This window comes from uncultured Pedobacter sp. (genome assembly GCF_913776295.1).
Classification (GTDB): Bacteria; Bacteroidota; Bacteroidia; order Sphingobacteriales; family Sphingobacteriaceae; genus Pedobacter.
The window spans coordinates 57,464-82,955 of the sequence record NZ_CAJYOJ010000064.1 but is presented as its reverse complement, the minus strand read 5'-3'; the positions used below and the strand labels follow the sequence as shown (position 1 = coordinate 82,955).

Annotated in this window: 21 protein-coding genes; 6 read left to right on the top strand and 15 right to left on the bottom strand. The window is 40.4% G+C overall.

The annotated features are described in order from the left end of the window. Positions 1 to 293: 293 nt before the first annotated feature. The 3 genes from QZ738_RS14125 (at position 294) to QZ738_RS14115 (ending at position 2,653) form a co-directional block, all read left to right on the top strand. The gene (locus QZ738_RS14125; RefSeq protein WP_293788403.1) at positions 294 to 1,373 is read left to right on the top strand and encodes an AI-2E family transporter; all 1,080 of its coding nucleotides are present in this window, start codon (positions 294 to 296) and stop codon (positions 1,371 to 1,373) included. A gap of 229 nt (positions 1,374 to 1,602) precedes the next feature. Continuing rightward, a complete protein-coding gene (locus QZ738_RS14120) occupies positions 1,603 to 2,127 on the top strand; it encodes a helix-turn-helix domain-containing protein (RefSeq protein WP_293788402.1) in 525 nt (174 codons plus the stop codon). Between the two features lie 7 nt (positions 2,128 to 2,134). Next, entirely contained in the window at positions 2,135 to 2,653 is a 519-nt protein-coding gene (locus QZ738_RS14115; protein WP_293788436.1) for an IS630 family transposase, read from the top strand. Between the two features lie 762 nt (positions 2,654 to 3,415). Here QZ738_RS14115 and QZ738_RS14110 read toward each other — a convergent pair. The 13 genes from QZ738_RS14110 to QZ738_RS14050 all read right to left on the bottom strand — a co-directional run bounded on the left by QZ738_RS14110 (position 3,416) and on the right by QZ738_RS14050 (position 19,217). Beyond that, positions 3,416 to 3,661: a hypothetical protein gene (locus QZ738_RS14110; RefSeq protein WP_293788401.1), complete on the bottom strand. Its 246-nt coding sequence runs from the start codon at positions 3,659 to 3,661 to the stop codon at positions 3,416 to 3,418. Between the two features lie 147 nt (positions 3,662 to 3,808). Then, entirely contained in the window at positions 3,809 to 4,963 is a 1,155-nt protein-coding gene (locus QZ738_RS14105; protein WP_293788400.1) for an AraC family transcriptional regulator, read from the bottom strand. A gap of 568 nt (positions 4,964 to 5,531) precedes the next feature. Beyond that, positions 5,532 to 6,338, bottom strand: coding sequence for a phage tail protein (locus QZ738_RS14100; RefSeq protein WP_293788399.1), 807 nt, complete (start codon positions 6,336 to 6,338; stop codon positions 5,532 to 5,534). A gap of 48 nt (positions 6,339 to 6,386) precedes the next feature. Beyond that, positions 6,387 to 7,178 (bottom strand): phage tail protein, encoded by a 792-nt coding sequence (locus tag QZ738_RS14095; RefSeq protein ID WP_293788398.1) that lies wholly within the window; start codon positions 7,176 to 7,178, stop codon positions 6,387 to 6,389. A gap of 108 nt (positions 7,179 to 7,286) precedes the next feature. Further along, the gene (locus QZ738_RS14090) at positions 7,287 to 7,607 is read right to left on the bottom strand and encodes a hypothetical protein (RefSeq protein ID WP_293788397.1); all 321 of its coding nucleotides are present in this window, start codon (positions 7,605 to 7,607) and stop codon (positions 7,287 to 7,289) included. Between the two features lie 5 nt (positions 7,608 to 7,612). Continuing rightward, positions 7,613 to 8,089, bottom strand: a complete 477-nt coding sequence (locus QZ738_RS14085) for a hypothetical protein (RefSeq protein ID WP_293788396.1) — start codon at positions 8,087 to 8,089, stop codon at positions 7,613 to 7,615. 99 nt (positions 8,090 to 8,188) lie between these two features. Next, complete coding sequence (locus QZ738_RS14080; RefSeq protein ID WP_293788395.1) at positions 8,189 to 12,376, bottom strand: tail fiber domain-containing protein; 4,188 nt, start codon at positions 12,374 to 12,376, stop codon at positions 8,189 to 8,191. A 171-nt stretch (positions 12,377 to 12,547) separates the two neighbouring features. Continuing rightward, the gene (locus QZ738_RS14075) at positions 12,548 to 13,459 is read right to left on the bottom strand and encodes a PorP/SprF family type IX secretion system membrane protein (protein ID WP_293788394.1); all 912 of its coding nucleotides are present in this window, start codon (positions 13,457 to 13,459) and stop codon (positions 12,548 to 12,550) included. A 4-nt stretch (positions 13,460 to 13,463) separates the two neighbouring features. Continuing rightward, entirely contained in the window at positions 13,464 to 14,495 is a 1,032-nt protein-coding gene (locus tag QZ738_RS14070) for a gliding motility-associated C-terminal domain-containing protein (protein ID WP_293788393.1), read from the bottom strand. A gap of 59 nt (positions 14,496 to 14,554) precedes the next feature. Beyond that, positions 14,555 to 15,685: a hypothetical protein gene (locus QZ738_RS14065; RefSeq protein WP_293788392.1), complete on the bottom strand. Its 1,131-nt coding sequence runs from the start codon at positions 15,683 to 15,685 to the stop codon at positions 14,555 to 14,557. A 25-nt stretch (positions 15,686 to 15,710) separates the two neighbouring features. Beyond that, positions 15,711 to 16,871, bottom strand: coding sequence for a hypothetical protein (locus QZ738_RS14060; protein ID WP_293788391.1), 1,161 nt, complete (start codon positions 16,869 to 16,871; stop codon positions 15,711 to 15,713). Between the two features lie 11 nt (positions 16,872 to 16,882). Continuing rightward, the gene (locus QZ738_RS14055) at positions 16,883 to 17,992 is read right to left on the bottom strand and encodes a hypothetical protein (RefSeq protein WP_293788390.1); all 1,110 of its coding nucleotides are present in this window, start codon (positions 17,990 to 17,992) and stop codon (positions 16,883 to 16,885) included. Positions 17,993 to 18,386: 394 nt separating this feature from the next. Next, positions 18,387 to 19,217 carry a helix-turn-helix transcriptional regulator gene (locus tag QZ738_RS14050; protein ID WP_293788389.1) on the bottom strand — a complete coding sequence of 277 codons (831 nt, stop codon included), beginning with the start codon at positions 19,215 to 19,217 and terminating at the stop codon, positions 18,387 to 18,389. Positions 19,218 to 19,388: 171 nt separating this feature from the next. Here QZ738_RS14050 and QZ738_RS14045 point away from each other — a divergent pair, with 171 nt between their 5' ends. Both QZ738_RS14045 and QZ738_RS14040 read left to right on the top strand, forming a co-directional pair. Further along, positions 19,389 to 20,405 (top strand): hypothetical protein, encoded by a 1,017-nt coding sequence (locus QZ738_RS14045; protein WP_293788388.1) that lies wholly within the window; start codon positions 19,389 to 19,391, stop codon positions 20,403 to 20,405. A 72-nt stretch (positions 20,406 to 20,477) separates the two neighbouring features. Next, positions 20,478 to 20,819 carry a response regulator transcription factor gene (locus QZ738_RS14040; protein WP_293788387.1) on the top strand — a complete coding sequence of 114 codons (342 nt, stop codon included), beginning with the start codon at positions 20,478 to 20,480 and terminating at the stop codon, positions 20,817 to 20,819. A 329-nt stretch (positions 20,820 to 21,148) separates the two neighbouring features. On the opposite strand, the gene QZ738_RS14035 is transcribed toward QZ738_RS14040, so the two are convergent. Then, positions 21,149 to 21,604 carry a hypothetical protein gene (locus QZ738_RS14035; protein WP_293788386.1) on the bottom strand — a complete coding sequence of 152 codons (456 nt, stop codon included), beginning with the start codon at positions 21,602 to 21,604 and terminating at the stop codon, positions 21,149 to 21,151. A gap of 9 nt (positions 21,605 to 21,613) precedes the next feature. On the opposite strand from QZ738_RS14035, the gene QZ738_RS14030 reads away from it, so the two are divergent. After that, complete coding sequence (locus QZ738_RS14030) at positions 21,614 to 22,243, top strand: LytR/AlgR family response regulator transcription factor (RefSeq protein ID WP_367268595.1); 630 nt, start codon at positions 21,614 to 21,616, stop codon at positions 22,241 to 22,243. A 170-nt stretch (positions 22,244 to 22,413) separates the two neighbouring features. On the opposite strand, the gene QZ738_RS14025 is transcribed toward QZ738_RS14030, so the two are convergent. Beyond that, positions 22,414 to 24,978 (bottom strand): MASE3 domain-containing protein, encoded by a 2,565-nt coding sequence (locus QZ738_RS14025; protein ID WP_293788385.1) that lies wholly within the window; start codon positions 24,976 to 24,978, stop codon positions 22,414 to 22,416. Positions 24,979 to 25,492 lie beyond the last annotated feature (514 nt).

The window sequence follows — 25,492 nt, the reverse complement described above, 5'->3', positions numbered from 1 at the left end:
GGAAAAGTTTGTTTATCTGTATGTAATAAATATCTGGTTTAAGCATTAGCGGAAATGCGTCTGGTAAAGCTAATTACCTTACCGACAAATTTAGGCGAGCCCGATATAACAACAGGGTACACATGTATGGTTAACTTACAATAATGTTAAATCTACACCATAATACAGGGAAATTATGGGGCATAAGCGAATAAATGAAAGCATCTACTTTGTAAAGAAACATTTGGTTGATGTGTATAATACTTTGAGGCTACAGTCAAACATTTTTGTATTAAACAAGGTTAGTTTGATACATGAACATTAAATCGAACAACGGGATATTCAGGACGGTAACCTCAATTATCCTTTACACAGCCGGACTTATTATTCTGCTCTGGTTTCTATTAAAAATTTTAAGCATCGTGCTGCTGGGTATTTTCGCTATCGTTTTAGGACTAATTATTAACGCTCCGGTAAGTCGGCTGGAGAAAAAAGGAATGAAGCGCTGGCTGGCCTGTCTGATCGTATTTTTTATCATTTTTGGGATTACGGCATTGCTTGGCTGGATGGTGGTACCGCACATGAGCAACCAGCTGGATGTGTTGATTGGAAACCTGCCAAAATATTATGCGAGCGTTTCGGGTTACCTGGATTCATTGTTGCGTAAATTTCCTGAATTGAGGAAGGAAATGAGTGAGGGAGGTTCGTCTATATCATCTGCAATTCCCTCCATAGGCAATACCGTTATGGGGATTGGAAATTTTTCATTCTCCATCCTTGGAGGTGTTTTTGTATTCATCGTGTTTATCTGCATGGTTGTATTTTTTGTGGGGAATCCTAAACCCATCATTGAGCTTTACCTAACCGTATTTCCCTTAAAACAGCGGGAAAAAGCAGAAAATGCAATGAAACATACATCGATTATGCTTGTTGGATGGATGAAATCCAATCTTATTGGAGGTGCTATTGAAGCAGTTCTTGTATATGGTTTTCTTACGCTGATGAATGTTCCGGGCGCATTGGTTTGGGCAGCACTGGCTTTCTTTTCTGAACTTATCCCAAAAATAGGGTTTTATATTATGGCCATCCCTCCTACCCTGGTTGCACTTTCCGTTAGCCCTGCAACGGCGCTTTGGTGCCTGGTATTCTTTTTATTATTGAATGAACTGATTTCTGATTTTTTGATGCCTAAACTCCGGTCCTCTACCATGAACATCCACCCGATGTCGTCGCTGTTCTTATTACTGGCTATGGGTACAGCGTTTGGATTAACAGGTGCACTACTGTCTACGCCACTTGCAGCCATTATCAAAGCCTATTACGAAGAATTTTATTTGCGGCAGTTTCCGGAAGATCCAAAGCTGGAGCAACGTACGAACGACATTATTTATTGATAATTTGAGTGCTGGCAGACATGAAATCCCTTAAAAGGTAGGAAGTGTATTTGAGCCAGGCAATTGAGCGTAGGCTTGCTGAAGTGATCAGTTCTGTACGGTGAAAGCATATTGGAATGATCTCCCCTCCTCACCTGGGGTTAATTCAGCAAAGCCCAAGCCATCCGGATGAACTTATATAAAGTCTAATATATTATTACAAATAAATAAAAAATTGTAACTTGCCAACATGAGCAAGAACGCATTGACAATAAAGGGTTACACTTCAGAAGAACTTAGGTCCTTTCTGCGGAAAGACGAAAAGTTTCAACAAGCTGTAAGGCTATATGCCTGTTACCAGGTTTCTCTTGGTAGGCGCCCCCAAGAATTAGAATCGATTTATGAAACCTCATTCAAATCAATCTGCAATTGGGTAAACCGGCTGAACCAGGGTGGTGTTGAAGCCTTGATCGATAAAGTGAAACCTGGAAGAAACAACCGTCTTCGTGCCGACGAACTACAGTCCATAAAATCGGTATTATTGAATAAGCATCCAGATGATTACGGTTATAATAGCGCCACCTGGACCGGACCCTTACTGATCGAGTTCATCAAGAAAGAATATCATGTCGAGTATAAAAAAGCGCAGATTTATAACATATTGAGAAAGTTGGGCTTAACGTTTCAAAAAGGGAAAGGCATTTACCCCGAAGCGGAAGACAGAGCTGAAAAGGTGGAGGCTTTAAAAAAAACTCCGGGAGTCAAGGGAAGCTAAGGCTGTAATTGTTTTTCAGGATGAGGCGAGTCTGTCAAATACAGCTACCGTGTCCTACATGTGGGCAGAAAAAGGCAAACAGCCAAGGATCAATCAAAAGCAGCGAAAAAGAGAGAGAAAGACCCTTTTTGGCTGTATAGAGCCGGAAACAGGAATTGTGATAACAGGCAAAGCCGACAGGGGCAACACAATCAGCTTTTTCAGCTTCCTGTTGCTGGTCGTAAAAACATACCATGGGCGGAAAGTTGTCATGGTCCTGGACAATGTACCCTACCATCATGCCAAAAGACTCAAACCTATACTGGAACGCTATAAACACCGAATAGAACTCGTCTATCTTCCACCATATTCTCCCGATTTAAATCCGATTGAAAGAATTTGGTGGTACATGAGGAAAAAGATCACCCATAACAGATATGTACAGAATCTACAAGATCGAATTAATAACTTCGACTTGTTTATCAGTCAATTTAAAGTCGAAAATGAAATTGGAAAGAACCTTGCAAAATTAATTGTAAATATTTAATATACTTTATATAATCGCATTTTTATGATCATGTAGCCAAAGCCTTCGATAACAGTTAACGCGTCCTGGTATCAAGATGCACAATATTGCCCCAACGAAATTACCTTTTGCTAATGGCGTTCCTCAATTTAGCTGTATGGGCATACAGATCTTTTACCTCATTGCCCACAGTTGGGATTAAGATTACTACGGGCAAGGTACCAGTTCATGCTTTAAGCTTTGCTTGGGTAACAGTGTATATTTAAACGTGATACTGTATTATTTAGAACGAGATGTAAAACAGATGGAGATTATGATTATTGCAATAACTGCGATTATGATGACGTAATAACTTCGCTTTTTCATTTATAGATTTTTGGATTTGAACTATGGGGATGTAATTGAAGCATTTTAAAGCTTTTCATATCAAATATTGTATATACAGATATTTTGAAAACGGGAATGCGTGAGCATCCCCGTTCATCCCTGTCTATCCCCCTCTCAACTGGTTGTGCAGTTGTAAGAATAAAGACCCTGTAACAATCCTGTTAACAGATATTGATGTAAAGTTCTAAAAATATTGATTAGGACCGGCTATACTTTAGATTAGTTCGAACTAGCATAATGGATAGTTTGATGAACGCACAAAACTTTATCCAGCTGATCAGGCAAAAGTTGTTTTGTATGCTAAAGAGCATTTATGCTATCCCTCGCACTATGCATATTTACCTGATAAATTTTAAAAGCAATCCATATTTATCAAACAAAATGAGTTCATCAACCTCAGTTTTCACTGATGTTTAATTCAATAAATGGTTTCTGCCAGACGATGACATTGTTTTTGTCCCAGTAGCCGGCAGTTATATAGGCAAAATGAGCTACACTGGAATTTAAACCATCTTTAAAAGCTTTAATATTTGCCAATAATTGATTGTAAAGATCATCTTGATCTTCCCGGGAATTTGTAACAATCACAAGAAGTTTCTCCCCTTTATCCATATCAATTTCAATAGTTGCTTTAAGCTCCATTTCACAATAATATAAGTAAGCGATAGACGAGTGCAGCAAACCGATATAGGGCAGGCACAAAATTATATTTCAAAACTATGGCAATCAATCCCTAAAAACCTTATAAAAAGACATTTATATGTATCAATATTTAAAATCGATACATTTTCACGTATCTTCTCCCTTGAGATTTGAAATGTAAGCTGAGGGGGTATAACCGGTAATCTTTTTAAAGGTAACGATAAATGTATTCCTGGTTACAAAGCCAGCGTCTAATGAAATTGCCTCCAATGTGAATCGTTTCCAATCACCTTCTGCCAGTCTTTTTTTTACATATTCAATCCGTAAATGATTAACGTATGCATTAAAAGTCTGTTTATAGTGGTTATTAAACAATTCGCTAAGCTTATGATTTGGAACATCACAGTAACTGGAGAACTCACTGATCGTTAATCCGGATCTTCTGAAAAATTCTTTTTGTTTCATCAGTACCTCTACTTTGTTAACCAATACCGGGTCAATTATTTTGGGCCGATGATCTATCTTTCTCCGATGTCTTATTTCGGGTGAAACAGGAAGTATATTTTCATTATCGGTGCGGTTAAGTGTATGTGCATCACCTTCTAAAAACCGCTGGTCACTAAATAAACCTTCCCTGGTATCAGACAAATCCGGAGAACGGCGTCCTAATACAAAATCGGAATTGATACTAAATAGCAGGCTTAAGGTAAATACGCAAAAGCAGCCAAGAAAAACGAATTTTCCGTTACGAAAAACGTGAAGTGGTCCATTGGCATCAAATTGGGCCTTTAATGTTGCAGATATTGTGCATAAAAAAAATAAGGTTAAAACCGCAGTATAAATGTAAAGCCATATGGTGGCATTTGTGGTTAATTTTAATGTTTTGTTTGCCTTTCGGATATCCAAAAACAAAAAAATACAATATACACACGCTATGCCGGGTAGCACAATCCAATGCCAATTACTTACGATATATGGATTAGGGATAAACAACTGATCCATATTTTTGACCAAACCTTTAACAACCTTTATTTGCTCCTCTTTACTAAGTAAATTATATGGAATAATGGCAAGGAGCGCAGGTATCGAGGGAATCACATGCCATAAATGAGAAACCTTGAACCGTGATTGTTCCGAATCAATCGAACCCTTAACATAAAGATAGAAAAATGGCGTAATTAGATAATATAGCGGTAGCCCCTTATTGTACAATAACGGATAGCGTTGTATGTCTCCAGATACTGTCAGAAAGAAAATCATCAAAAACCACATCATGCCAAACAGAGAGATAGATAACAGCATGCGGAGATATTTATTTTTTTTGCTATGAATGAATATCTGCATAACATTACTAAGGGATATAAATATCGCACCAATCAGTAATAGAAAAACGGGATGCATGGGATAAATAGGACGATTAAGCCCAAACATAGCAACTTGCAGATGATCTTCCAACTTGTAAGGCTAAAGACTTATTAACGCGTCGAAATTATATAAAACTCATATTATTAAAGCGGTGTTTTGAGTAAACGTAAGATAGGTAGCTGGTCATTATTTAACCAGGATCTTGCAATAACCACTGTATCATGATATCGCATGAAATAATTAAGATCAACTTAGCGTAAGTTGATCCATTATATTACTTAACTGAAGTAAATCTGAATATTTTATAAAGCAATCAGGAACAGTCTAAACCCTGAGACAAAATGATAGATCATGTTTAAACTATTGCATTTATAGGTTTTAGGCCGAGTTGTATCCATACGGAGAAGAAAAGATTTTTAAAAATCAGATGATATCCTGAATAACGGCTGTTCAAGTTTATAAGTTAAATTTTCAAAAAAATCATTATACATTCGTTACAAATTACTTAATATTTAATAAAAAAACTACCCGCAAACATAGTTGGTTGCATGAGATTGATAGGCCCACCGCCTTCATAAGATGTCCAGGCTACAGATGCATTAAGATTAGGATTTCCACCTATTGACTCGGAAAATACTGTTGGCCTGGTATTCCCAAACGATCCATCATTTCCATCTGCTGCAAGACTTTCAAGATGTCGGTGAACTGGCATATAATTTTCATTTAATGAAGTAGTTTCAGATCCCATTATTCCCGCCAAAGACCTATAAGGTAAACCTGATCCTGCACCGATGTTTGCATAGATGCGTCCTCTTAGGTCAGGCAGATTAAAAGTGGTTGATCCGTCACCGCTACCAAAAGCGGTTCCGATTAATGAGAATAAAGCGGAATAACCTGATCTCGAAACCGCAGAACCATCACATTTCAAATAGCCATTAAGTGTATTGGTAGCAGAATACTTATATACCCCAACCGGATCCAGATTTTTATATTCTTGTAACAGTCTCCAGGAGTTGCCATAGTAAATATAGACGCCTGCTCCCTTTAAGTTATTTGTAGTAACATCATTGGAATTAAAAATCATCATCCCATCTGCGGGCGTAGTACCATTTAACTGCATGGTAGAAGAACTCAAGGCAATTCTTGGTAACAAAAAACCACGATTGGAACTTTCTACATCAATCATGGCAGAAGCGCTTGGCGTTCCTGCAGATGTCGCAATTTTTACCTGGCCAACACTTACAAAAGAAATTCCATATATAAGCAGGCTTGTCAGGAAATTAATATGAGCAATATTTTTAAAAATTAGCATAGATTTCGGAAGTGAGTACATTTCGAAAATATAGTAAAAAAGTAAAACTTAGAATTTAATAAAAGTATTACCAGCAAATAATGTTGGTTGCATGATGTAGAATGGTGAGGGAGAATTGCTTCCAGAAGAATCTGTCCATGCTACAGGAGCATTAAGGTTCGGTGTTCCACCTATTGCTTCAGTATAGCGAGTGGAACCCGTATTGCCAAATGATCCGTCATTTCCATCTGCAGCCAGAGATGTTCTATGGCTATGAGCGGGCATGTTCGAGGAGCTTAATGTTACCGTTTCCGTTCCAATATAATTTCCCAAATTTCTTGTAGACAAACCCGGACCTGAACCTACACCACCAAAAACACGACCCCTAAAATCCGGTAGATTGAAGGTTGATGAACCATCACCAGAACCAAATGAAGTCCCGATAACCGCAAACAGACCCGCATAAGTTGTCCGCGATACGGCAGATCCGTCGCATAATAAGTACCCAGTCATCGAGTTAGCCGCAGAAAGCTTATAAGAACCAGCCGGGTCTGCTGCGCTACTTTCCAATATCAGGGTCCATTGGCCATTCCACACATACAAACCAGTACCGGCTAATCCTCCTGAAGTAGAGGTGTTCGTATTAAACACCATCATTCCATTTGGAGGGGTAACACTATTTAGTGTCATGGTGTTAGAGGTTAAAGCTATTCGGGGCAGTAAGAAACCACGGTTACTGCTTTCCACTTCTAACATGGCTCCTGCATTTGGCGTACCTGTGCTTGCGCCGATTTTAATTTGTGCCAGACCAATTGTTGTTAAGAACAACAATGGCATCATAAGGAAAATCTTGTTTTTCATTTCTTAAAGGATATTAATAAAAAGTTTGTGTTCGTTAATTCAGGCCGGGGCATCATCCCAAACCTTTCTTTCATCTTTTTTGTCGACATTTATATTCAGCCCATATCATTATAAATAGTTGGCTTTTACATAATCTGCAAAGTAAGTACTGCTATCAGAGTGGATGGCGTATGATAAGATACAATGCTCAACAAAACGTGCTGAAGAGGGTTGAAAAAGCATGTACGCAAATGTCAAAGCGTCGCTATCCATCTGTTCCTGGTATTGATCAAGATAATTTATCAAACGCTTTTCAACCAGATTATCATGGCCGTTATAAGTAATGTATAATTTTAAATAAGTAAAAAATTCATGCACCTCGTGCGGAAACTGAGTATGCAGCTGTTTTGCTTTCTCAATACTGGTTACACTGAATTTTGATGTTCCCATGTAAATTATAAGTTTAACACCAGAAGATCCTGATACTGATTGATTATGCTATTAATCTTACCCGCATGAGTTGTCGTAATACAAAAGTTAAATAGGGGCTTGGAATAATCATTCCGGTAGATCATAGCAGCAGAATACATTTCATATTTTATACCATTGGTAATAAGGCCAAACTTAGATCTGAACTTTCTCCAATAATCGTTTAAAAAAGTCTTACATTCATCCATATTGTGTTGATGGTGGCTGTATGCCACCATAATATTCAGCTTGTTATATTGAAAGATGGCAAAATTAGAATGGCCATTTCTCCTTTTCATCAGCATACTGATTGCTGAACCTGATTCAGGTATTTTTTCGTCAGCTCCCACAATCTGCAGAAAAGGGATAACTAATGCATGCGCTGTTAATTCTTCTGAGTATATGCAGGGAAGCATCAGATTTATTCTTGACGCTAACTTCTTTATAGCTATTTTTCTGTCCATTTTTTTAAATGTTCAATGCGGAAACTAACTTAAACTACCGAAACAGGTGTCCAACATTCATTCAACTTGTTTTATCATGCCATAAGACTAAAATCAGGATTATCTGTCTTTAATCGGATTTGTGTAGGCTGGATGTTTCATTGTTGTTTCTAACACCTGTGCTGCGGCTACACTAACATCCTTTTGATTACTTTTTTTTAGGAGTTCAATGATAGCCATGAGCTGTAATTCATGTGCTTTACGCTGTTGATCGAGGTTGTGGTTTACCAACTTGAATGTTTCGGCAGCATGATCCTTGATATCCTGGAGTTCTTTAACCAAAACATGATTGCGCTCGGCTAGTAACCTGTTCTCTTCCTGAAGTTGGTTAGTCCTTTTAATTAAAGCCTGGATGGCGATCATATTTACGCCATCTATATCCGCGCTGGAGATCGTGGTATCATTTCCGATCTTGCCATAACTATCTTTTCCAAAAGCCTGATAAAAGTCTTGTGCCATAGGCCCGTAATGACGGAAGCTTTTAGGATCTTGCCCCTTATAATTCCAGCTGCTGAGCTGCATGGTATCAATTTTACTCAAAAAATGTTCACCATTTATTTTCTCGAAGTTTTCTTTTTTTCTTCTGTCGGACGTAATACTCACGCCATTGGCACCAGCAGCGATGTCTACATACGAGGAAAGATTAGCTGATGTGTAGAAACGATACCCCCCTGCAAATCTCATCACCATCTGATTGGCAGCAAGTGATTTTAGCGTGTTGGCCGATGAACCAGATCCATCACCCAGTGCAAATGCTCCGGAAAAACCGTTAGTAGAAGCAAATGCCCCAATAGCAACCGCTTGCGCAGCGTCAGCAGTAACGTATTTGCCCAAGGCAAATGATTCAGTCCCGGATGCTGAAGCTTGCAAACCTACAGCCATGGATCGCGCTCCGCTGGCAGTACTTAAACCTCCGCCTGCGAAAGCTTCTGAATCGGTAGCGCTATTCGAAGTACCATATGAAAAGCTATTATTACCACTGGAAGTTCCGCCACTACCGGCAGCAACCGCATTTGATCCCGAGGCAATGGTATTATAACCCAAAGCAACTGATCCTGAACCCACACTGGTATCGTCCCATTGCGTACCGGTTACCTGGCCAACCCGGAACGCAGATTTGCCGGGATAGAACATCATTCTGGTTCCTGCACCGGTAACCGGAATGATTCCGGTACCGTTAGTTCCAATCGCCACAAATCCACTGTCACTTTTGAATGTTTTCTGCCCGGCTACTGTCTGCGCCAGATAGCGGCTCACAAAGGGGCCTGCTGCTGAGAGCGAATCTACATAACCTTTATCTACTAATGAAAGTGACGTAAATAAAGCCCTGGCATTAGCTAAGTAGGTAGCCACACCGTTTGCACCAATGGTCAATCCTTTGGTAGCGGCGTTTGATGCATTGATCGCCGAAACGAATTTATATCCTCCCCTAAAACGCATCAACATCTGATTTGCCGCATCATTGGTACCTGAAGTCCCTACTGCAGTATTATTATCACCAAATACAAATGATCCTGCAAATGATCCTGTGGACACATTAGAGCCTAAAGCAACGCCGCCCTGGGCAAGTGCACTGACGGTGTTACCCATTGCAATTGAATTTGCCCCAGACGCAGTGGTGTTATATCCTAATGCGGTGGAAGCGGCACCAATGCTGGCATCATCCCATTGTGTACCTGTTACCTGTCCAACCCGGAATGCTGATTTACCGGGATAAAACATCATCCTCGACCCTGCACCCGTGGCCGGGATAATTCCCGCACCATTTGTTCCAATAGCTACAAATCCACTATCACTTTTGAATGTTTTTTGACCGACTACTGTCTGTGCCAGGTAGCGGCTTACAAATGGTCCGGCTGCTGATAGTGAATCTACATAACCTTTATCTACTAATGATAGTGGCGTAAACAAAGCCCTGGCATTAGCTAAATAGGTAGCCACGCCATTAGCACCGATGGTAAGTCCTTTTGTAGCGGCATTTGATGCATTTATCGCTGAAACAAATTTATATCCTCCCCTAAAACGCATCAGCATCTGATTTGCGGCATCATTGGTACCCGAGGTACCTGCAGCCGTATTATTATCTCCAAACGCGAAAGAGCCGGCGAATGATCCTGTTGACACATTAGCACCAATGGCCACAGAATTTGAGCCTGAAGCAATGTTATCGTAACCCAAAGCAATTGATCCTGTACCCACATTGGTATCATCCCATTGTGTACCCGATACTTGTCCAACCCGGAGCGCTGATTTACCTGAATAAAACATCATCCTGGTTCCTGCCCCCGTAACCGGAATGATTCCCGCACCGTTGGTTCCAATAGCCACGAATCCACTGTCACTTTTAAATATTTTCTGCCCAACTACCGTCTGTGCCAGGTAGCGGCTTACAAATGGCCCGGCTGCAGATAACGAATCTACATAACCTTTATCTACCAATGAAAGTGGTGTAAACAAAGCCCTTGCATTAGCTAAATAGGTAGCCACACCGTTTGCACCGATAGTAAGCCCCTTTGTAGCGGCATTTGATGCATTGATCGCTGAAACAAGTTTATATCCACCCCTAAAACGCATCAACATCTGATTTGCGGCATCATTGGTACCTGAAGTACCTGCTGCAGTATTGTTATCACCAAATGCGAAAGAGCCGGCGAATGCTCCTGTAGAAACATTAGATCCAATAGCAACGCCACCCTGAGCCAGTGCACTGGCTGTGCTACCCATTGCAATTGAATTTGCGCCAGATGCAGTGGTATTATATCCTAATGCGGTAGAAGCGGCACCTACACTCGAATCATCCCATTGCGTGCCGGTTACCTGCCCTACCCGGAAAGCTGACTTGCCCGGATAAAACATCATCCTGGTTCCTGCACCGGTAACCGGAATGATTCCGTTACCGTTAGTTCCAATCGCCACAAATCCACTGTCACTTTTGAATGTTTTCTGCCCGGCTACTGTCTGCGCCAGATAACGGCTTACGAAAGGGCCAGCTGCTGAAAGCGAATCTACATAACCTTTATCCACCAAAGAGAGCGGGGTAAATAAAGCCCTTGCGTTGGCGATGTATGAAGCGGTGCCATCTGCACCAATCGTTAATCCTTTTGTAGCGGCGTTTGACGCGTTTATTGCGGAAACAAACTTGTATCCTCCCCTAAAACGCATCAACATCTGATTTGCTGCATCATTGGTACCCGAAGTACCTGCCACTGTATGGTTATCTCCGAATACAAAAGATCCTGCATTTGCCCCTGAAGACACATTAGAGCCTATGGCTACCGAGCCCAACCCTAACGCTGAAGCGGCATTACCTACTGCAAGAGCATTGTTGCCGGAAGCTAGCGTATTAATACCCAAAGCCACTGATGCAACTCCTTTTGCACTTGCTCCGGACCCTGCGGCAAAAGAATATAGTCCGATATTGCTGTCCTGACCTTCAGTACCGGATTGTAAACCAACCTGAAAGGCACCTTTATTGGGTATCCACGACATCCTGACGCCATTGGGTAAAGTGGGTACAGTTCCCTGTCCCAAACTGCCCGTTGCAATGAGCCCCCCGTTAGAAGAGAAAGTTTTTACACCGTCAATGGTTTGGTTACTGATCAAATCAACAAAACCGAGGTCTGATACGTTTGCCCAAACTGCGCGGTTAGTTGCATTTGTTCTTAATATTTGATTTGCTGCAGTTCCAACTTTCATTTTGGATGGAGCGATAACACTATCAGCCAGTTTAACGGCAGTTACATTTGCATCGGCAATCATCGGTGTAAGGATTTTCGAAGCACCGATCGCAGTTACACCAGCGTTGCTAATGGTTACATCGCCTGTCATCGCAACTGACCTGGCCGTACCTGTCGCATCACCTACCAGTATATTGGCATCTGCTAAACGCGTTGAACCATACGTTATCCAGGAGTTATTATCCCTGATGTAAAACTTATGCGTTGTTAAATCATAAACCATCATTCCCTCCAGCAGATTAGCCGCAGGTATAGCCGGATTTGTTGCATCTAGCAGATTGGTCACGCGGGGAATCAATATCGCTTTTTGCCCGTTAACTTGTAATGAAATTGAAGCATTGTTAACAGCTGAAGCGGTTCCAATCACGACGTTCTCTGCGTTGACCACTTGAACCCGATTCAGGTTTTTACCATTCATGTCCAGATTGTTAGTGGCTTTATGATTCCCCAGGTTGTCGCCCATCCGTTGTTGACCATACATACTGGTAGCGACGAGTAGTAGTAGTGCCATCAGGCATATTATCTTTGTAAAATTTATTCTCATCTTAATCAACTTTATTTTTTCTGTTTATCTGTTTACCGAGCACTTGCACCGGGTAGTTATAATTTCAAAAGCTTTCCGTCAACAGGGTTTCACCTTTCTATGTCAACGTTGGCAAATTCAACATCTCTGCTATAATAATTAACGATACCAGGTCCTGGGATCTCTTTCAGTGCTGGAGAGACGGATACCTAACGTAATTTCATGAGTAGCGTTCTGAAAGCCTGCGATTCTTTTATTTCCGAAAACAAATGAGTAACTGTAACCCATATTAAATTGCCCTATCCTGTAGGATGTGAGTAATGCCTGTTCATTGTTAGAACGGTAATTAAATCCTAACCCAAGGGTTTCCCTGATCCATATTTTAGAAGATACATCTACTTGTAAAGGAACATTGGAAGTGTAGGCTAACACCGAAGCCGCTTCCAGCCTAAAGTCATCGCTTAAATTCGCCAGGTAGCCGATATTGGCAAAATAGAAATTTCTGAAATAGCCCACATCACTCAAACTTCCCTTTGCATTCCCAAGATTGATACGGGGGATAGAAACACCCGCATAAAATTTCCCTGGTACGTAAACCATAATGGCTGCCCCAACATTAAATCTGTTGTCTCTAACATCGGCGTTTGAAAGTAGCACATCATCGGTCTGCAAAGAAGAATATAAAATATTATAATTTCGAAAACCTCCGTTCAAGGCGGTGGAAAAGTAAAGATCATTTTCAAGCTGCACTGATTTTGCAAAAAATAAATTGAATTCCGTCAGCGATTCAGGCCCTACACGGTCGGTCATTGAACTAAATCCAACCGATGATCCGATATCTTCCAGCAGAAAGGACCCATTAGCCATAAACGTACGGGGTGCGCCATCTACATTAACCCATTGCTGACGAGCCAGGAAGTTAAATTCTGAAACTTTCCTAGTAGTCGTCCAGGCCGGATTTATAGGCGCTATATTATCAATGTATTGCGTATAGGTGAACTGCTGCTGAGCGAAAGATGGCAAGCACCCGACCAACAGGATGAACATCAAAAAAACTTTTATTTTATTCATTTATCTAATACTTTAGTACAAAATATCCCGTCTTACGTTTCGTTACACCGCCGCGCCGATATACAATAGAATAGAAATAGGTTCCTGCCGGTAAGTTGTCGGTCCTTAAACGCCCATTAAACGAGCCGTTGTAAGTTCCCCTTCCACTAAAAATAATTTCTGAGTTATCGTAGTTTTTCACATCAAAAACCTTTGTGCCGTTTCGGTTCACAATCACAACATTGTTATCAGGAAAGTCTTCTATACCCTTGATAACCAACACATCATTCATTCCATCTCCATTTGGAGTAACGGCCAGAGGCACGCTGATATCATCCCCTTCCCTGCTGATAACCTGCACTTGTTGTGTTGCTTCTGCAGCCTTGTAATTCCGGTTCCCCGCCTGATTTACGGTGATCGTTGAACGGCCCAGATCAACGGGGGTAATGATATTTCCAGAAACCCGGACAACAAATGGATTTGAATTATGATAAGCAATTGGTAAACCCTTGTTTGAATATGCATTCATGGTGAAAGCAGGATCTCCTTTGTACAATACAGGTATCAGATCAAAAGTGATCATCTGCGTCGCCTTGTCTACCAGCAAAAGTTGATCTTTGGAGATATTGGTTCCCTTTATTGTTGCCCTTATATTAGCTGTTCCGGCCCCTACGATTTTGACCGTATTTCCATTTAATATAATGGCTACATCAGTATTCGTACTTGTATACTCAACAGGACTGCCATCACTGGCCCGTGCAAACAGTTGAAAATCTACGTCTTCATACGTCTTCGAGGCAAGGGGATCAAAAATGAGCATCAACTGAATCATCCGGTCAATCGGCTGTAAAAATCCCTGCGTCAATAGTATCCCGTTCGGTAACGAGGCCGTAGAACTTACCGAAGTCCCGCCAACACTCCATTCAACAGTAGTTCCATTTACAGTCGCATGGCCGCCAGATGAACTGAGCACATTTGAGCTGTTAGACTGCGCCCAAACACCTGTTCGGGCTAACAGTACTAAAACATAAAATATGAATTTGTAAATTTTTGTCATGGATTGCCTCAATAGCTTTTATACTGGCTTAGCCGCCGCACAGACGCTATTTTCTATATTTATGGAGTTTGTCTGTAACGTGTAACCACGAATTTTTTACCGCTTAAGAGTGTTGATGCGGGCACCAGTGGCGTGCCATCTGCATTTTCTTGTCTCATATCTGCAATGGCAACACTTACCTGCAAATTATCGGTTGCCGTAGCATTCAATATAGAAATGTATTCTAAACCTGGGGTGGCGGCAAGATCTGCTGCATCGTAATTTACAACCACACCGTCATTTTGCTGAACGCCAGGCACATTAAGCACTATTTTTGTAGCCTCGTTCGCACCTAATGTAAATGTCGGGACAGTTACTTTTTGCTTAAAGAACGCATTGGCCACGAAAGATGATCTTCTTACTTCACCAGAGGCTGCATCTACAACTAAAAAGTTTTCTGCTTCGGTGTTTAATGCCGGAACGGTATTTGAAAATACAATTCCGTTCACAGGACTGGAATTTGTACCTGTATTTCCGTTGAGTGTAGTTTTATTTGATACGGTAAGCCCGCCATTGAGGGTAGTTTGTACAACTGCACCGGTTGCTCCTACTGTAAGGTTACCATTCAGATTCGTAGTTCCTTCTGTAACAGTTAAATTTCCTCCGGTTAACAGTGAAAAACTTCCTTTTAGAGATTTGTCACCCGCCAATGTCTGCACACCAGTGGTAACCACACCTGGATTTGTCGCATCAGCAGGTGCTAGTTTCAAGACCGTATTCTGTCCAACCTGAGTCAGTGTATAGGCATTAGGATTCGACACCGACTCTATTCCGTCTGTACTTGGAGTTAAAGAGAGCGCAAATGTTACCCATGCGTTGTTTTGATAGAGATAAAATTTATTGTCGGTAGTATTATAAATAATCATACCGTTTAGCGGATTAACGATGTTGGTATTAGCGGCCACATTAGTGATCAGAATTGCCTTATCTGCCCCCGTAATTTGTAAGGCGACACTGTTGTTTGCTGCTACTGTGGCACCAATTACTACACCAGATGCATTTAAAATCTGTTTGCCGGCAAGTTGCAGGTCGCGGGTGGCGGTGTGATTACCCAGGTTATCACCCATTTTTTGGGTCTGAGCCTGCGCAAATCCTACGGCCAGGACACACAGTCCTGTAACCGTCATCGTTTTTAGAAGCGTTGTTTTCATATTTATTATAATATTTTGCCTTGAATTACGGTCTTGGTGTAACCGCTAATACCACATTTGCAGCGTTGTATTTGGTAACAATCAGGTTTGCACTATCAATGTCCGGAACGGTGTAACCCGCTACGGCGGGATTTCTAAAGTCGGCTATGTTAACCTTAACCGTACCATCTGCACTAGCGGTTGCAGAGAGAATGGTTAAACCGGCAAACTTTGCACGGTCAGCAGCTGCGAAGTTGACTACAATGGCATCGTTAACCTTAATTTCGTTGATGTTTAGTGTAAATTCGACACCTGAATTGCCTTCGGGATCAAATGCCGCCGAGGTACCTAGAGGTACCGGAATCTGATATTTTGCAAGACTTGCATTACTGGAGGCACCTCTTTTTACATTTCCATCTGCATCTACTACAAGATATGATTGTACATCCGACGCTGAAACATCAACCGGATTAACAATTTTAATTGCGGAAGTAGGGGTTGAAGCTCCTGTTACGGCTCCTGCAAGGGTAGATTGCCCATTTACGCTCAAGGCCCCATTCAGAATGCTATTTGCCGGTACTGATGCAGAACCTACGGTAACATCTTTAGCAACAGATAATGTCCCGCCTAAAGTTGTAGCACCATCAACAACATTTAAACTGGCACCCGTTGCTACACTGACATTTCCATTAAAGGTTTTATTACCCCCAAACGTTTGATCAATAGCGGTTACGACACCGGGATTTGTAGCATCTGCAGGCGCTAGTTTAAGTACTGTTTCCTGTCCGACCTGGGTAAGCGTATATCCATTTGCGTTGGAAACACTTTCTATACCGTCGGTACTGGCCTTAAGTGAAAGCGCAAATGTAACCCATGCACCATTTTGATATAAATAGAACTTGTTATCGGTATTATTATATACAATCATACCATTTACAGGTGTCGCAATATCGGTATTGGCCGTTACCGAAGAAATTAAAATAGCTTTATTGGCACTGCCAATTTGCAAAGCAACACTTCCATTGCTGATAGTAGCCGTTCCGATGGCAATACCTTCAGCATTGAAAATAGACTTTCCAGCCATTTGCAAATCTTTAGTAGCCGTATGATTACCAAGGTTATCGCCAAATTTTTGCGCCTTTGCAAAAAATGCAGTAGCAAACAACAGTCCCATCATCAGGACTGATTTTAGTAAAAATTGTTTCATATAATTTTTGTTTAATTTTGAATGAGAAGAAGTTTGTACTGCCGTCCGGTAATATCAACAGGGATTGGCTGGTAATTGGCCAAACGGATGCTAACCTCATTTGGTGCACTTACCCAGGATGAAATGATGGAATATTCTGTTTCATCTGCTGCGTTATTAAGGAATACTGAATTGCCTACTTGTGCGCCAACTACAGTTATTTTCGCTTTAGCTACATCATTAGCCGGGATTGTGCTCGATCCATTATCTAAAGAGTTAAAACTGACCGTTGCTATTTTTCCTTTAAACAATCCACTTTCTGCCGCCGACTGCCATTTAACTTGTTGTGTTTCGTCTGTTACTAAAAACGAAGCTGGCGCACCAGGCTTGAGGTTAATCCCTAATCCCTTAAGTGCAGCACCTGTAGCATTTGAAAGGGAAATGACATCGGGCTGGCTTGTGACCACATCTGCACTTGCAGTGGCAGGTACTGATGTAGGAACCCATCTGGTTCCGTCGAATCGGAGCACCTGACCAGCAGCTGGGGTCGCATCACTCACATCGATGCCCCGTAGTTTGACCACAGATGGGGCAGGAAAATTACCTGCAAGATCACCACCGGCACTTTGCCCGGACAGCTTTAAGGAATTTAAAAAATCTGTAGCAGATCCGGTATTGCCTGCATCTAACCAAATCTGGTAAGCAGATTTACCATCCTTGCCTGCAACAGCGTTTGCAGCATATAATGCATAGGGAACACTTAAAAGCTGTGTTGTGCCGGCAGCAACAAAATTTCGGCCGCCATTTAAATCAACTTCAACTTTTAGGTACTTTAAACCGAGTGCCCAGTTGATAGATGAAAAGTTATTGGAACTGCTGAGGGCACCAGCTGAGCCAATAGCTACGTTATACATACCCAATGATGTAGTAGTAACATTTCTTGTTTCCGAATATTGCACGTCGCCCTGCTCGGAACCGTTTAAGATTGAAAGTCGTAACGAAATGCTTTTTCCCGCAACAACACTTCCATCCTGATTACGTAACGCACCCTGATAATTGAATTGCTGAGGGGCTTGTGCAAATACCGGCGAAATACCGAATAAAAGGGATGCCATTAATAGAATTAGTAATTTTCTTTGCATAAAATATGGTTTGACTTTCTTTTCTGGTTAATTTGCTACAACAAGCAAAATGAAACATATTATTTCACAAAATTATAAAATGAAATAATTAATTGCAAATTAATAGCAATATTATTTCAAACTATTTTATTCCAGTCAGAAATGCAAATCAATAATTTACAGCAAAAGCCAACCAAAGGCCAATCGCCGTGGTAAGCTGCATTAAACACAAATCAAGTTAAAAGGCAAAAAGATTGTTTCTGAAGCACCAGAAAACAGCCACAAGACAGGAAACAGCAAGAGCTCAGGCGCTCTTGCCCACAAAACCATAAACAGAAAAAACCCACAAACCCACCAATTAGATAAAAGTTGCGACTTCTGTAAGACTAACGATAAACAAAGGCAACAATCAGTATCAAGAACGATCGACCAAAGCCCTGATCTTACTGATCTCCTGGGTTAAGTCACGAATGGTATGGTCCACACTACGATAAGACTCACCCTGTCCAAAATTTTTGGTAATAGCAAAAGTTATTTTCAGCTTAACCTCCCAAATCTCCATTATGGACTCAATTTCAATACGATCGCTCACAAACTGATTGGCCCTAGACTGACATTCAAAAAAACCTTCAGCATCATATCTTTGAATTTTAGCAATCACTATCTGATCGTTAAGCACAATTATATAAATCCTTGATAAAACGACACGCAATTTATCACTTACCAGCTCCCCGATCACAATATCCTGATCGCACAACAACACTTCAGGCCTATCGCCTTCTACATGGAACGCACGATAAGGCCCTTTCGATAGCTGCTGGAAAGGCAAATATAATTTCGGCAGACTATAAAGAAAAGATTGCTGATCACGAAATTTAAGATACATCAGAAAATCTTCACTTTTAACCAACAACACCTCCTGACTATTGACAGAAATTGATTCCATGCCCGTTATACGAGATTTAGACACCGATTGATCCGCCGCATCAACCACCACTGTCTCATCGGCAACAGCAACAGAACCAGAAAGATCGCCATGAAGTATCCATTCATATTCTTTATTATACACTTCGGCCACCTTCGAGAGGACAGCATATGACGGAAACTGCTTTCCTAATTCTACCTGGGAATAATGACTCCTTGACAAACCCAACAAATCAGAGGCTTCCGCCTGCGAGAGCTGTTTAGACAATCGCAACGATCGTAATCTTTCTCCAATACTTTTTTTTGAAATAATATCTTGCATTATGCTTTAAATTTTAGCAGATTTACAATCTTAAACGTAGTCGATTCACAAAATTTCACAAACATAAACTTATAATCAAACAATTGTAACAAATATAGCAAAAACTGACAAGTATTATTGCGAATATAGACAACGTTAGCTCTTAAATACTCCTTAGAAAATTGATATTATATGAAACGCATCAAAATCAATCAAAAATTTAACCACCATAATCAAACAAAAGTGTTGTTAAAATCGCTTCTCCCAGTCATGATGAACGATAATTATTTGCATCTGGATTCATCTGGCAGGATTATGGAGTATTCGCAAAATACCAAATTTTTCTTTAGGACAATATTACATACTACAATTGAAGTTAGCGCATCACTATTTGCGAAGTTAATTAATGATAAGAAAGCCGTGTCAGCATTGCACTATTTCCTTGATCATAACATCAGTAATGAAATAGTAGATATAAATATAGCATTTAACAACATAAATATACAATTGCGTTTAATTAAAGTATTTTACCAACAGCAACATATCGGATATAATTGTATCCTGGAGCATAAGCGAGAAGTGGATGCATCACCTACTCAAACCCGTATTAAAAAACTTCGGGATTTCTCAAAATTAATGAACAAAACGTTGAGTATTGGCCTGAACGCGATCAATGATGCCACTTTGTGTTTTTCAGGCAACAACAAAAATATCTACAAAAAACTCTCAGCGGAATTCCACCTTCTCGCCAGACAGTCGGCAGTTATGCTTACACGGCTTGAAGAAACATTTCACATGTCAGAGTTAGCTACTCCAAAGATTAACATTGCACCCAAATTTATCAACCAGCATATTAAAAATATCATGGTGATTGAGCGTGAAAGACTGAGCCATATGGTTACCAGATCTTTACTGAAGAGCATTTCGAAAAATTTCAACGTTTTTTCCTTTATCTCAGTTGATGAAGCTTCCGAATTTATCCGTACACACCCAACTGACCTGATCTTTCTGGAGTATGAAGCATCTGAATGTATGGAAAATAAGTTTCTGGAAACCGTTGATAAGCTTATGCTTGACACGCCAATCATTTTATCATCTACATTCATTGATCCGACAACGATCGATAGCATCATCAGGTATCGGCAGATCAAAGGAATTCTAGATAAACCGATAACCAGAGAAAAGTTATTACACATCTTCAATTCATAATCGGGCCAAATGTCAAAAACTCAGAACATAGGGGGATCCTGAATCTTATACAGTAAGAAAAATCTATCATTCATGAAAACAGCTAACAATATTACAATCGTCATTAACATCACAGCTGACGGTAGCCAGAAAAGTAAAGAAATTCTAAATCATTATCTCTATCCCATAATATCGGAACACCCAAAAACGATCTTCAATCCGGAAAACATCAATCCGGTATTGATAGAAAAATTTAACCTTTCGGAACGGGAACGTCAGGTTCTTAATGGAATGATAAGAGGGTTACAGAATAATGAAATTGCAGATCAGTTATTTATATCCGTCAGCACAGTTAAATATCATTCCAGAAAGATTTTTGAAAAGCTTGATATTAGCAACAGGAACCAAATCATTAATCGTATCTATGATAACTAAATTGGTGTAGCCGATCGATCTTTCACATCAAAAGTCAAAAACGCTTAACTTGCCTTTAAAAAACGATGTATTAATAGTTGTTGTCTGATAACATCAATAACAAAATTTCTTCATTTGAACCTGATCACACCCGTTTACAAAAAATAACTGTTTCATTGTCATTATAGCCTTTTGTTATTTTCCTCTAGGCATGTTTATTCAATCGCGGCAGCTGTTTGCGTTCAAATGACGACTACATTACATTAGTACTTCGAAAACCAGACTACCCTTCCTTAATGATCATGTTTTTGTGAAAGCAAAGCTGAGCAGGTTGATTTGAAACATGATATTTATTTCCTACTGGTAATGCCTGGGAAAAATTTTGCGTTTTCGAAAGAATAAATGATACTTACAATTTTCCATTTCCCCTCCGCTTTAATAAGTTGCCAGTATTCGCTTCCCCAATTTGTTACCGTATTTTCTTCACGAAACGAATAATTAAAACTCACACTTGCAATCACGTCATCATTTATGATCCTGACTTTTTCAAATTTTTCCTCTTTTCCACCTTTCTCCATGATATAGCGAAAAAAATTCTCATAGGTGTCTTTGAAGTAATTTTTACGATTCGCCGGATTAATTTCTAAACGTTTCTGTTGTGATCTGTTTTTTACAACTCCAATCCAGACCACCGGATTTTCATGGAACAGCCTGTTAAAAGTAGCCGAATTAAAGACTCCAACAACATGATCAACTGTATTGTGATAGACGATGAGCCTTTGGCTATCAGGCTTTTGGAAAGCCATATTTAAAAGATTGCGGAACTAAAGCTGGTAGCTACAGCAGCAAATGCACTGGAGGCTTATAGAATTTTACAAACGCAGGAAGTGGATCTTCTTTTTCTGGACATTCAGATGCCCGATCTCAATGGCGTAGCGTTTCTGAGGTCGCTGAATAAAAAGCCGGCTACTATTTTTACCACCGCTTACCGGGAATTTGCCATCGAAGGCTTTGAGCTTGAAGCAGTAGATTATTTGCTGAAACCCATCACTTTCGAACGCTTTTTCAAATCTGTAGACAGGGTCCTTAGAAATATCAAAAAGGAAAACGAAGATGATTTCCTGATTTGTAAATCAGAAGGATTTAGCCGCAAGCTTTTGCTAAAAGATATTCTTTATTTTGAAAGTATCGGGAACGATATTAAAGTGGTGCTTCAAAACGAGCTTTCCATGGTTTCCAAAACGTCAGTTTCCGAACTCGCCGTACATCTTCAGCAGAAAGGATTTTTAAGAATTCACCGGTCATTTGTCATCAATAAGCACCAGGTAACCGCTCTTAGCAACCATGAGGTATTGATTGATAAAACAGTCATTCCAGTGGGTCGAAGTTTCCGTAAAACCTTTGATGATTTTGCACGCCTGTTTTCTGCAAAACGTTTGTTTTAAGCTTTTGAAACTGATTACCATTTGTGCGGGAAATGGCAAATGCATGCGATCTGCACCTTCCCAGAGATTGGGAGCATAAAATAAGATAGGATATAAAAAAGTAATATATTGAAGATAAATCCTGTTGTTGGGATTATCTTCAATTCAGACCTTACTAATAATCATAAGACTTAATCTTTTTTGATTTCATTCAACCAGCATTTGGCTTCCTCTACGTCGTAAAAAAAGCGAACGTTAGCGCTACCGTCCGATACATCGAAGCTTTTTTGAGCAGCAAGTTGCGCAAAGATAGTTGGAGAAAAAATCCATGCAAAATCCTGAAGCCCAGCTTCAATCATCATCGGAAACCAAACCTTTCCTACCCAGTCTGATGCCTCCGACCAATTCCCGAGCACTTCTCTGTTATCATTAAGCACCTTTTTAAGCCCGGAGCTTTTAAGCATCTCTATCATCTGAAGACACCCGTTTTGCACACTTTTAAAATTCTGATGCCCGGTCCAGTTTGCTTCCATCCAGTCTTGCTGATGGTTATAACTAATGGTTAGGTATTTATTGCTGTAGTTCTGCCCTTTTGTAACCAAGTCATTTCTAACCACTATTTCTTTCATTGGAACGCGGATGTAAACGGTAGTTCCTATCCCAAGCTCACTTTCGATCCAGAATGTTCCCTGATGAGCTTTAATAATTTCTGATGAAATAAAAAGACCTAAACCCAGTCCACCGAAGCGCCCCGCAGCATTATCTGACCGGTAATAACGATCGAAAAGCTTTTCAAGCTCCTCACTACCTATCCCTATACCATGATCTTCGACAGCGATAATAATCGATTCCTGTTCAACTCTGAACGTAATATTTACCACATCCGCACCAGGGGAATACTTAACGGCATTACTGAGTAAATTATCGATTACCTGTTCCATCCTGAAACGATCGGCATATATATTTATTTGTTCGTTCGCGGTAAAAATGATCCGGTGGGTATTAACGCTTAGCTGAAGGTTTTCGCAGCACTCCTGAATCAGCTGGTTGAGGTTGAAAGTGGTTTTATTGAACTGGAGCTTACCTGCATTGATCTTACTCACATCCAGCAGATCGTTAATCAGACTTTCAAGTTTATTCGTAGCAACGTCTACTTTTTGCAAGTAAGATTTTGCCCGCTCAAGATCATTCGTCCTGGCAAGCAGCTGGTTAAATGCCTTAATACTGGTTAACGGTGTCTTCAATTCATGCGAGGCAATAGAAATAAATTCATCCCGTTGCTCCTGCCCTTTCTTTTGCAGGTCTATATTGGTATTCGAACCAATCCATAGTTCAACCTCACCATTTTCAAAGATAGGCACGGCCCGGCCCAAATGCCAGAGATATTGACCATCTGCCATTTTCAATCTAAACTGAACCTGGTATTCGGTACCATTGCTAAGGGAAAGCATCCATACCTTAATACATTCCTGCAAGTCATCAGGATGAACATAGTGTTGCCAGCCCAAACCAAAAGGGGAATCGGGTTCAAGCGCAAAATCACGGATGATCACACCGTTAACATAATCAATCGTACCATCGGCCCGGGCCGTCCATACTTGTTGCGGAAGGGTATCCAGAAGCTTGGACAGATGGAGTTTTTCCTTCCTGACAATAGTGATATCCCTGAAAATAACCAAAAGCCTGATTTCAGAAGCATGATCGAAAAGTTCCGGAATGATCTGGAATGAATAATAATAGTGGCTTTGCTGCCTGTTCACTTCCAGTTCTCCTGCAATATTTTTTCTTGTTAGAAGTGCCTGCCTCAAATCATTACCGATCCGTTTGCTTAACGATTGAACATCGTAATCTGCAAATTGCGGAAGCTTGCCGATATCCTGATTGATATAGATGCAATCCAGGTTTTCATCAAAACGCATGATCAGATCCGGAAGATTTTCAGCCAAAGTCTTATACTCTGTCTCGCTGGCCTTAAGCTCACGAAAAATACTGGCCATGGGCTTCTCAAAAGCCATTTGCACATTAGCCTTGTAAATCAAAAAGAAAGAAATCAGTTTACCATAATGTCCCCATTCATTTAGCATGCCATAGTTAGACGTGTATGTAGCAAAACAACATTCACTTAAGATTGCAACGATAATAGAACCGGAAAGAAGGCGGTAAGTTTTCCGATCAAAGTTAGCCCTTCTCCTGTATAGCAAAAACAAACTTACCAACAAGAGTAAGATGATCATGTATTCACATATCACCTTAAAAAGGGTTTGACCAGCGCCAGTCACGAAACAGACAGGGAACACTCCCCATACCAAAATACTCGCAGCGATAAGTGAAGACACTGAAAAGTATAAAAGGAAAAGTAGTTCGGTATTAATTTTTCGTTTCCGTCCAATCATTAAAAAACCGCCTAAAAAAATCACCGCCTCCATACCACGTGTGGCCACCCAGAACTGGTTGGCAGGATATCCCGATAAGGGGATTACATTCATTCCTTTATAGCTCAATGTATGTAATAAATCCAGCGCGCCAATAAAAAGATAGGAAATCCCTACCACATGCAGGTATTTGTTATCCTGCATTTTCCTCGAGTTCCACGCAACAATAAACACTGCGAAAGCTATCACGATGGAAAAGAGTTCAACCAAAGTATGGAAAAGTATGTAACCAAACCTTTTACTATAAACAAAAATCAACATCAGGCAAATAATACCAAATGCTGTACGATAGTAACGGTTGAGAAAAGAAGTGATGCCTTGCAAGAATATAAATAATCGAACAGCAAATATAGACTATTGAGAACGGTTATGGAAATAACAACCAAGAAATTGATTTGATGAAAATCAATCTGCGCTTTATAGAAAATCAGTCAAAAAAAGGAAAAGCTAACTGAAGACAAGCATTTTTTAATATGAATACAGCTAAAGGCCGGAAGACGCAGCTTTAATGATCAAAATACTTTTTTTACAATTGATATTTTTCTGATTGCAGGCATATGGCCGGCACTACCTATCCAACAGCTTTATGTGATCACCGGCCCAAAAAGATATCAGGCTGGTATAAAGGATAGGCCTGCTGAACATTGCCATCTCTTTGTCCATATTCCTATAGCTGGCCCGGAAGGATCGATCAGTTTTACGCCGCATCACGACCACTGTTAGCTCCTTTGTTATCGATGTTTACGATGTACTCAACGGTAAGATCTCAAACATTTCCATGGGGGATGCGGAAATCGAGTTGATTTTCTTCATATTAGTTATTGTTGCTTCAAAGCCT

Excerpts from the sequence above, each read along its gene's own strand:
- QZ738_RS14125 (WP_293788403.1), top strand. The coding sequence starts at position 294 with ATGAACATTAAATCGAACAACGGGATATTCAGGACGGTAACCTCAATT.
- QZ738_RS14120 (WP_293788402.1), top strand. The coding sequence starts at position 1,603 with ATGAGCAAGAACGCATTGACAATAAAGGGTTACACTTCAGAAGAACTT.
- QZ738_RS14110 (WP_293788401.1), bottom strand. The coding sequence starts at position 3,661 with ATGGAGCTTAAAGCAACTATTGAAATTGATATGGATAAAGGGGAGAAA.
- QZ738_RS14105 (WP_293788400.1), bottom strand. The coding sequence starts at position 4,963 with ATGCTGTTATCTATCTCTCTGTTTGGCATGATGTGGTTTTTGATGATT.
- QZ738_RS14100 (WP_293788399.1), bottom strand. The coding sequence starts at position 6,338 with ATGCTAATTTTTAAAAATATTGCTCATATTAATTTCCTGACAAGCCTG.
- QZ738_RS14095 (WP_293788398.1), bottom strand. The coding sequence starts at position 7,178 with ATGAAAAACAAGATTTTCCTTATGATGCCATTGTTGTTCTTAACAACA.
- QZ738_RS14090 (WP_293788397.1), bottom strand. The coding sequence starts at position 7,607 with ATGGGAACATCAAAATTCAGTGTAACCAGTATTGAGAAAGCAAAACAG.
- QZ738_RS14085 (WP_293788396.1), bottom strand. The coding sequence starts at position 8,089 with ATGGACAGAAAAATAGCTATAAAGAAGTTAGCGTCAAGAATAAATCTG.
- QZ738_RS14080 (WP_293788395.1), bottom strand. The coding sequence starts at position 12,376 with ATGGCACTACTACTACTCGTCGCTACCAGTATGTATGGTCAACAACGG.
- QZ738_RS14075 (WP_293788394.1), bottom strand. The coding sequence starts at position 13,459 with ATGAATAAAATAAAAGTTTTTTTGATGTTCATCCTGTTGGTCGGGTGC.
- QZ738_RS14070 (WP_293788393.1), bottom strand. The coding sequence starts at position 14,495 with ATGACAAAAATTTACAAATTCATATTTTATGTTTTAGTACTGTTAGCC.
- QZ738_RS14065 (WP_293788392.1), bottom strand. The coding sequence starts at position 15,685 with ATGAAAACAACGCTTCTAAAAACGATGACGGTTACAGGACTGTGTGTC.
- QZ738_RS14060 (WP_293788391.1), bottom strand. The coding sequence starts at position 16,871 with ATGAAACAATTTTTACTAAAATCAGTCCTGATGATGGGACTGTTGTTT.
- QZ738_RS14055 (WP_293788390.1), bottom strand. The coding sequence starts at position 17,992 with ATGCAAAGAAAATTACTAATTCTATTAATGGCATCCCTTTTATTCGGT.
- QZ738_RS14050 (WP_293788389.1), bottom strand. The coding sequence starts at position 19,217 with ATGCAAGATATTATTTCAAAAAAAAGTATTGGAGAAAGATTACGATCG.
- QZ738_RS14045 (WP_293788388.1), top strand. The coding sequence starts at position 19,389 with ATGAAACGCATCAAAATCAATCAAAAATTTAACCACCATAATCAAACA.
- QZ738_RS14040 (WP_293788387.1), top strand. The coding sequence starts at position 20,478 with ATGAAAACAGCTAACAATATTACAATCGTCATTAACATCACAGCTGAC.
- QZ738_RS14035 (WP_293788386.1), bottom strand. The coding sequence starts at position 21,604 with ATGGCTTTCCAAAAGCCTGATAGCCAAAGGCTCATCGTCTATCACAAT.